Annotated in this window: 6 protein-coding genes; all 6 read left to right on the top strand. The window is 73.7% G+C overall.

The genetic code is table 11. The annotated features are described in order from the left end of the window. The first annotated feature begins 159 nt into the window (after positions 1-159). Positions 160-1,119 (top strand): carbohydrate ABC transporter permease, encoded by a 960-nt coding sequence (locus tag ADY01_RS30330; protein WP_049579866.1) that lies wholly within the window; start codon positions 160-162, stop codon positions 1,117-1,119. Positions 1,120-1,205: 86 nt separating this feature from the next. Then, complete coding sequence (locus tag ADY01_RS30325; RefSeq protein ID WP_049579865.1) at positions 1,206-2,081, top strand: carbohydrate ABC transporter permease; 876 nt, start codon at positions 1,206-1,208, stop codon at positions 2,079-2,081. Next, the gene (locus tag ADY01_RS30320) at positions 2,081-3,427 is read left to right on the top strand and encodes an ABC transporter substrate-binding protein (RefSeq protein WP_049579863.1); all 1,347 of its coding nucleotides are present in this window, start codon (positions 2,081-2,083) and stop codon (positions 3,425-3,427) included. The genes ADY01_RS30325 and ADY01_RS30320 overlap by 1 nt, the downstream gene beginning before the upstream one ends. A gap of 40 nt (positions 3,428-3,467) precedes the next feature. Beyond that, positions 3,468-4,577, top strand: coding sequence for an ADP-ribosylglycohydrolase family protein (locus ADY01_RS30315; protein WP_078900749.1), 1,110 nt, complete (start codon positions 3,468-3,470; stop codon positions 4,575-4,577). Then, entirely contained in the window at positions 4,574-5,776 is a 1,203-nt protein-coding gene (locus ADY01_RS30310; RefSeq protein WP_049579862.1) for an ADP-ribosylglycohydrolase family protein, read from the top strand. Before ADY01_RS30315 ends, ADY01_RS30310 begins: the two co-directional genes overlap by 4 nt. Further along, positions 5,773-6,948, top strand: coding sequence for an ADP-ribosylglycohydrolase family protein (locus ADY01_RS30305; RefSeq protein ID WP_049579860.1), 1,176 nt, complete (start codon positions 5,773-5,775; stop codon positions 6,946-6,948). The genes ADY01_RS30310 and ADY01_RS30305 overlap by 4 nt, the downstream gene beginning before the upstream one ends. Positions 6,949-7,123: the final 175 nt, after the last annotated feature.

Here is a 7,123-nt window from a genome sequence, read left to right as displayed (position 1 = left end):
TTTTTTTTTTTACAACAAGAAGACGCAATCCGAAATCCCCTTTATTCTCGGGGGCTCGGAGTGGTGTATAAGAAACAGCCCCACCCCCGCCCCTCCCCGCCTCGTCGTGCGCGGCTCGACCGCGCCGGCGACCGACCCCCGAAGTCCGAGGTTGTCCCCATGAGTCTCACCGCCCCCCGGGACAGAGCCGTCCCGGGCAGCCGCGGCACCCCGCCGCCCCGCACTCCGGCCAAGCGCAAACAGGCGCTCGGGCTGGACCACGGGGCGTGGTTCCTGCTGCTCCCCGCGCTCATCCCGATCCTCGTGCTGAGCGTGGCGCCGCTGCTGTACGGCGCGTCGCTGGCGTTCACCGACTCCCAGGCGGGCCGCACCGAGCCGACCCAGTTCATCGGCGTCACCAACTTCGCCGACCTGCGGTTCGACGACCTGTTCTGGGACTCGTTCCGCGTCGGCCTGGTCTGGGCGTTCTGCGTGACCGCGCTCCAGTTCCTGCTGGCGCTCGGCCTCGCGCTGCTCCTCGATCAGAACCTCCGCCTGCGGTGGCTGGCCAGGACGCTGGCGCTGGTGCCGTGGGCGATGCCCGAGGTGGTGGTGGGCATCATGTGGCGTCTCGTCTACCACCAGGACGCGGGCATCCTCAACGACACGCTGACCTCGCTGGGGCTCATCGACAGCAACCTCGACTGGCTCACCAACTTCTCCCTCGCCCTGCCCGCCGTGATCGCGGTCGGCGTCTGGGCCGGGATGCCGCAGACCACCGTGGTGCTGCTGGCCGGACTCCAGAACGTGCCGCTCGAACTGCGCGAGGCGGCCCAGATCGACGGTGCGGGGGTGTGGCGCCGCTTCGCCACGGTGACCTGGCCCGCGATCCGGCCGGTCGTCCTGGCCATCACCGCGCTCAACTTCATATGGAACTTCAACGCGTTCGGGCTGGTGTACATCCTCACCTCCGGCGGCCCCGGCGGCGAGACCCGGCTGCCGATGCTGTTCGCCTACGAGGAGGCGTTCAAGTACGGGCAGTTCGGCTACGCCGCGGCGATGGGCCTGGTGATGGTGGCCGTCATCGCCGTCCTGCTCGCCCTGTTCCTGCGCAGGAAGCTGAGAGGGGACGCCTCATGAGCGACGAACGCCTGGCCGCCCAGGGCAGGAATGCACGTCGAGGCCGGCTTTCGCCAGGCGGTCGGAGAAGCGCATCGAGAGGAGGCATGAGCACCGCGACCAAACCCGCGCGCGGCCCCGCCGCGCGGACGGCGGCGCGCGCCGCGGGCCGCACCGGGCAGTACCTCGCCCTCACCGCCTACCTGGTCTTCCTCGCCTTCCCGCTGCTGTGGCTGATCTCGACCTCGTTCAAGTCGCCGCAGGAGCTGGCCTCGATCGACCCGACCTGGATCCCCCGCGAGCCGAGCCTCGACAACTACCGGGCCGCCTTCGACGCCCAGCCGCTGCTGCGCTCCGCGCTCAACAGCCTGCTGGTCGCGGGCAGCGCCTCGCTGATCACCGTGGCGATAGCCGTGCCGGCGGCCTATGTGATGGTCCGCAACCGGTCGCGGGTCTCCCGGGCGGGCACGGTCTGGATCCTGGTCAGCCAGATGTTCCCGCTGGTCCTGATCATCATCCCGCTCTTCCTGATCCTGCGGAACCTCCAGCTGATCAACTCCCTTCCCGGCCTGACCATGGTCTACGTCGTGTGGTGCCTGCCGTTCGCGCTCTGGATGCTCCAGGGCTATGTGAAGGCGGTCCCGCGCACCCTGGAGGAGGCCGCCGCCGTGGACGGCGCGAGCCGCCTGACCACCCTGCGCTCCGTGGTGCTGCCGCTGCTGACGCCCGGCCTGGTGGCGACGCTGATGTTCTCCTTCGTCACCGCCTGGAACGAGTTCTTCTTCGCGCTCGTGCTCCTCAAGACACCGGAGAAACAGACGATGTCCGTGATCCTCACCCACTTCGTCGGGGCGGAGGGCGTCGCCGACCTGGGCCCGCTGGCCGCCGCCTCCTTCCTCGCCACCCTGCCCAGCCTGCTGTTCTTCGCCTTCCTCCAGCGGCGACTCGTCAGCGGCATGCTCGCCGGGGCGGTGAAGGGCTGATGCGCGCCACGAGCCGCGCGCGCGCCACGGCCCCCACCACCGCCGCGCTCCGCCTCACGCTCCCCCTCCTGCTGCTGGCCGGGCTGGCCGGCTGCGGCCTCGGCGACGACGGGGGCGACGACGGCACCGTGACCCTCGACTACCTGAGCCTCGCCTGGCAGGCCGAGTCCGTCGACGCCAACAAGGCGCTCGTCGACCAGTGGAACGAGGCCAACCCCGACGTCCAGGTCCGCTACGTCCAGGGCTCCTGGGACAACGTCCACGACCAGCTCCTCACCTCCTTCATGGGCGGCGAGGCCCCCGACATCATCCACAACGACGCCTCCGACCTGACCGACTTCGCGAACGGCGGCTACCTCGCCGACCTCTCGGACCTCCTCCCCGACGACCTGCGCGCCGACATCCCCGAGCAGGCGTGGGAGACCACCACCTACGAGGGCGGCGTCTACGGGGTGCCGTTCCTCCAGGAGCCGCGCGTGCTGGTGGCCAACACCGAGCTGATCGAGGAGTCGGGCGTGCGCGTGCCGACCACCGAGGACCCCTGGACCTGGGAGGAGTTCGAGGAGGTCACCCGGGAGCTCACCCGGGACACCGACGGCGACGGCGAGACCGACACCTACGGCGTGGCCTGGTCCATGAGCGAGCCGGTCAGTCAGTCGGTCAACCTCTCGGTGTCCACCGGCGGACAGCTGTTCTACCGCGAGGACGGCGAGAACGTCATCCGCTACGGCGAGGCCGAGTCCGCCGTGGCCGAGCTGATCCACCGGCAGGTCAACGAGGACGGCACCGCGCCGCGCAGCAGCCTCGGCATGTCCGGGTCCGACACCCTCCCCGGGTTCTTCGACGGCCGCTACGCCATGCTCCCGCTCAACTTCTCCTTCCGCCAGCAGGTCTCCCAGCAGGCACCCGACGACTTCGGGTGGAGCGTGCTGCCCCTGCCGTCCGGCGGCGGCGAGCACGGGCTCACCCAGGGCACCGCGCCGCAGACCCTCTCCGTGGCCGAGGACAGCGACCACCAGCAGGCGGCGGCGGACTTCATCGCGTTCCTCACCCGCCCGGATCACTCGGTGGAACTCGCCCGGGGCGACTGGATGCTGCCCACCAGCCGAACGGCCCTGACCGACCCCGCGCTCACCACCGACGAGCTCGGCTGGAACACGGGCGTCGAACTGGCCCGGCACCTGCGCCCGTCACCCGTGCTCGGGGTCAGGGGCTACCCCGAGTGGAAGGACAAGATCGCCACTCCCGCCTTCCAGGAGTACTACAACGGAGCCGTTGACCTGGAAGATCTCCGCGAGGAGCTCACCGAGGACGGGAACCGGATCCTCGACCGGTACCAGCGCTGACGTGACCTTCCGCGACACCAGAAATGAGCGACGACACACCATGAGCGTCAGCGTCGATCCGACCCGGGAACCAGACGAGACGACACCACCGCGGCGCCTGCGCACGGTGCCGCGCCCCCAGGACCACTCCCCCATCGTGCCCAGGGACCGCGCGAGGGGCGCGCTCCTCGGGCTGGCCGTGGGCGACGCGCTCGGCGCGCCCGCCGAGAACCTCAAGCCCTCCCAGATCCGGGAGCGCTGGGGCCGCATCGAGGGCTTCGTCTCCGACGACCCGGCCGGGACGGACGACACCGAGTACGCCATCTTCTCCGGGCTGCTGCTGGCCGAGCACGGCTCGGCCCTCACGGTCGGCCACGTCGAGTCGGCGTGGCACGAGTGGATCGCCGACCGCGACGAGGGCCCGTTCCGCGGCGCCGGGTTCAGCGAGCGGGGCACCCTGGAGAACCTGCGCCGCGGCCTGGCCGCGCCCATCTCGGCGCAGCACCGGCACGCCTGGAGCGACGGCCTCGCGATGCGCGCGGCGCCGTTCGGCGTCTACGCGGCGGGCCGCCCCGCGGAGGCGGCGCGGCTGGTCTCCATCGACGGCACCGTCTCGCACGACGGCGAGGGCATCTACGGCGGGCGGGCCGTGGCCGCCGGGGTCGCGACGGCGATGGTCAGCCACAGCCCCGACGCGGTGGTGCAGGCCGCGCTGTCCGTGGTTCCCGAGGACTCGTGGACGGCGCGTTCCCTGCACCGCGCGGTCTCCGCGGCGCGGCGCGCCAGGCGCGACCCGAACGCCACGCCGCTGTCGACGGAGCGCACGGTGCGCAAGGCCACCGTCATCGGCGGCTACCCGTGGACCGACCTGGCGCCCGAGGCGGCGGGGCTGGCGTTCGGCTCCTTCGCCGCGGCCCGGGGCGAGTTCGCCACGGCGGTGCGGACGGCCGTCAACATGGGCCGCGACGCCGACACCACGGCCGCCGTGGCGGGCGCGCTCGCGGCGGCGCTGCGCGGCGAGTCGGCGATCCCCGCCGAGTGGGCCGAGGCGATCGGCCCGGTGCGCGGCAGCTGCCTGCCGTCGATGGCCGGGTGGCACATCCTCGACGTCGCCGACCGGCTCAGTCCGCCGGCCGGTGGCCGCGACGGCACCGAGGGGGCCGCCGCATGACCCCCACCGTGACGGAGGCGGCGCTCGGCGGGCCGATCGCCGCCGAGGCGCCCCGGCGGATCGAGGGGATGCTGCTCGGCATCGCCGCGGGCGACGCCGCCGGCTGGCCCTCGGGGCGGCACAGGGCCGCGCGGATGCCGGACTGGACCCGGCGGCTGACCCGGGAGCTCGACACGTTCGCCGAGCTCAACGCGACCACCACGCTGCCCGTCCCCATAGCGCTGAACCAGCCGCCGGAGCCGCTGCGCCTCGGGCCGTCCGACGACGCCGAGTGGGCGGCGTTCACCGCCCTCGCGGTGCTCTCGGCCACCGCCGAGGACGACACCGACCTGCCCGTGGGCCAGCGGGTGCGCTCGGCGCTGGCCCTCGCGTGGAACTCGCTGGCCGACGAGGTCGCGGCGGCGGCCGACCGGGCCGACGAGATCGAGTCGGCCGAGATCCCGCTGCGCGCGCGGATCTCCGTCCGCGCGGGCCTGGGGAACCTGGCCACCGGCCTGCGCCCGCCCGCCACCGGCCACGACAACCCGCACTACTTCGACGACGCCGCCTGCGTCCGGGCCGCCGTCCTCGCGGTCGTCCACCCGGGGGACCCGGAGGCCGCGGCCGGGCTCGCCGAGTTCGACGCCCGCTACACGCAGGACGGCGACGGCGTGCACGGCGCCCGCGCGATGGCCGCCGCGGTCGCCACCGCGCTGGACGGCGCGCCGGTGGACGTCTGCGTGGACGCGGCGGTGCGGCAGCTTCCCGAGGGCACCGAGATCCGGCGCAACGCGCTCCACGCGGTGGGCCTCGGCCGGGCCGCGGCGGCGGCCCGCCCCGGGCTCCCGGGCAACGCGTTCGCGCTGGTGCCGCTGCTGGAGCACGAGATCGTCGACCACGTCTACAGCTACGGCATCGCCGCGGCCGAGACCGTTCCCGTCGCACTCGCGGTGGCCACCGCCGCCGCGGGCGCGGTCACGGAGGCCGTGCCCTCGGCGGCCTGCCTCTCCCGCGTCGCCGACTCGGCCCCGGCCCTGGCCGGGGCGCTGACCGGCGTGGTCGGCGGCGCGGACGCCCTGCCCGCCACCTGGCGGGACGCCTGCCGCACGCTCGCCGGGTGCGCGCTGCCCCGGCTCGCGGGCACCGACCTGGTCGCGCTCGCGGAACGGCTCGCCCGCACCACATCCCTCACCGCCGCCACGGAAGGACCGCTCGCATGACGACCACGACGACCACCAGGACCGCGCCGCCCCCCACCCTGGAAGACCGGACCGTCGGCGCCCTGGTCGGGGCGGCGGTCGGCGACGCGCTCGGCGGACCGGTCGAGGGCTGGACGCCCGAGGCCATCGCCGAGCGGCACGGCGGCCGTGTCACCGGCATCGTCGAGCCGTTCCACAAGGAGAACTGGCGCACCGCCAGGCCCATCGCGCCTTACCACAAGGGCGACGGGCACGTCACCGACGACACCCTGATGACGCACGCGCTGGTCCGCGTCTACGAGAAGGTCCGCGACCACCTCGACGCGTACGCCGTCGCCGACCACCTGGTCCCCGACCTGATCACCACCCCGCGCTGGATCCCCGAGCTGGCGGCGGAGGCGCTGCCGCTGCACCGGATCTTCCTCGCCGAGAAGTGGATCGTCGCCCGCATCCACTACGGGCACGTCGACCCGCGCGAGGCGGGCGTGGGGAACATCGTCAACTGCGGCGCGGCCATGTACATGGCTCCGGTGGGCGTGGTCAACGCCGGCAACCCGGCCGCCGCCTACGCGGAGGCGCTCGACATCGCCGGGGCGCACCAGTCCAGCTACGGCCGGGAGGCGGCCGGGGTCTTCGCGGCGGCGGTGGCCTCGGCGTGCAAGCCGGGCGCCACGCCCGAGTCGGTGATCGACGACGTGCTGGCGCTCTCCAAGGACGGCACCCGCGCGGCGATCGAGGCGGTGTGCGCGGCGGCGGCGCGGTACGACGACTTCGAGGACGCGCTGGCGCCGCTGCGCGAGGCGGTCGCGCCGTTCGACACCGTGGGCCCCGAGTACCGCAAGCCGTCCCTGGGCGCGCGCCGCCCGTCGCGGCTGCACTCCATCGAGGAGCTGCCGATCGCGCTCGGCATGCTGCTGGTCGGCCGCGGCGACTTCCGGCACACGGTCCTCGGCGCGGTCAACTACGGCCGGGACTGCGACTCGATCGCCACCATGGGCGGCGCCATCGTGGGGGCGCTGTCCGGCGAATCGGCCGTGCCGCGGGAGTGGAGCGAGGAGATCGCGCGGGCCAGCAGGCTCGACCTGCGGGCGCCCGGCGAGGCGCTGGCCGTGGTGGCGCGCGAGGTGTTCGCGCGGGACATCGAACGGCGGCGGGCGCACGAGACGCTGTTCGGCGCGATCGCGGGGTCCTGATGCTGCGGCTGACCTGGGTGCAGCCCGAGGACCTGATCGGCCACGAGCTGCGCCAAGCGGCGCTCGACGGCCGCGACCCCGCCGGCGTGGCCGCCGTCGCGACGCGGTGGCGGGCGGCGGGCGGCCACCCGGCCCCGGACCGCGCGAACGCCTCGGCCGCCCGCCACCGCCTCGA

This window comes from Streptomyces sp. SBT349 (assembly GCF_001083795.1).
Taxonomy (GTDB): Bacteria; Actinomycetota; Actinomycetes; order Streptomycetales; family Streptomycetaceae; genus Streptomyces.
Note: the sequence above shows the minus strand (reverse complement) of the source record. Positions and strands in the feature narration are given on the sequence as shown.

What these genes read in the sequence shown, in the direction of transcription:
- ADY01_RS30325 (WP_049579865.1), top strand. Translation starts at nt 1,206, where the DNA reads ATGAGCACCGCGACCAAACCCGCGCGCGGCCCCGCCGCGCGGACGGCG.
- ADY01_RS30310 (WP_049579862.1), top strand. Translation starts at nt 4,574, where the DNA reads ATGACCCCCACCGTGACGGAGGCGGCGCTCGGCGGGCCGATCGCCGCC.
- ADY01_RS30320 (WP_049579863.1), top strand. Translation starts at nt 2,081, where the DNA reads ATGCGCGCCACGAGCCGCGCGCGCGCCACGGCCCCCACCACCGCCGCG.
- ADY01_RS30315 (WP_078900749.1), top strand. Translation starts at nt 3,468, where the DNA reads ATGAGCGTCAGCGTCGATCCGACCCGGGAACCAGACGAGACGACACCA.
- ADY01_RS30305 (WP_049579860.1), top strand. Translation starts at nt 5,773, where the DNA reads ATGACGACCACGACGACCACCAGGACCGCGCCGCCCCCCACCCTGGAA.
- ADY01_RS30330 (WP_049579866.1), top strand. Translation starts at nt 160, where the DNA reads ATGAGTCTCACCGCCCCCCGGGACAGAGCCGTCCCGGGCAGCCGCGGC.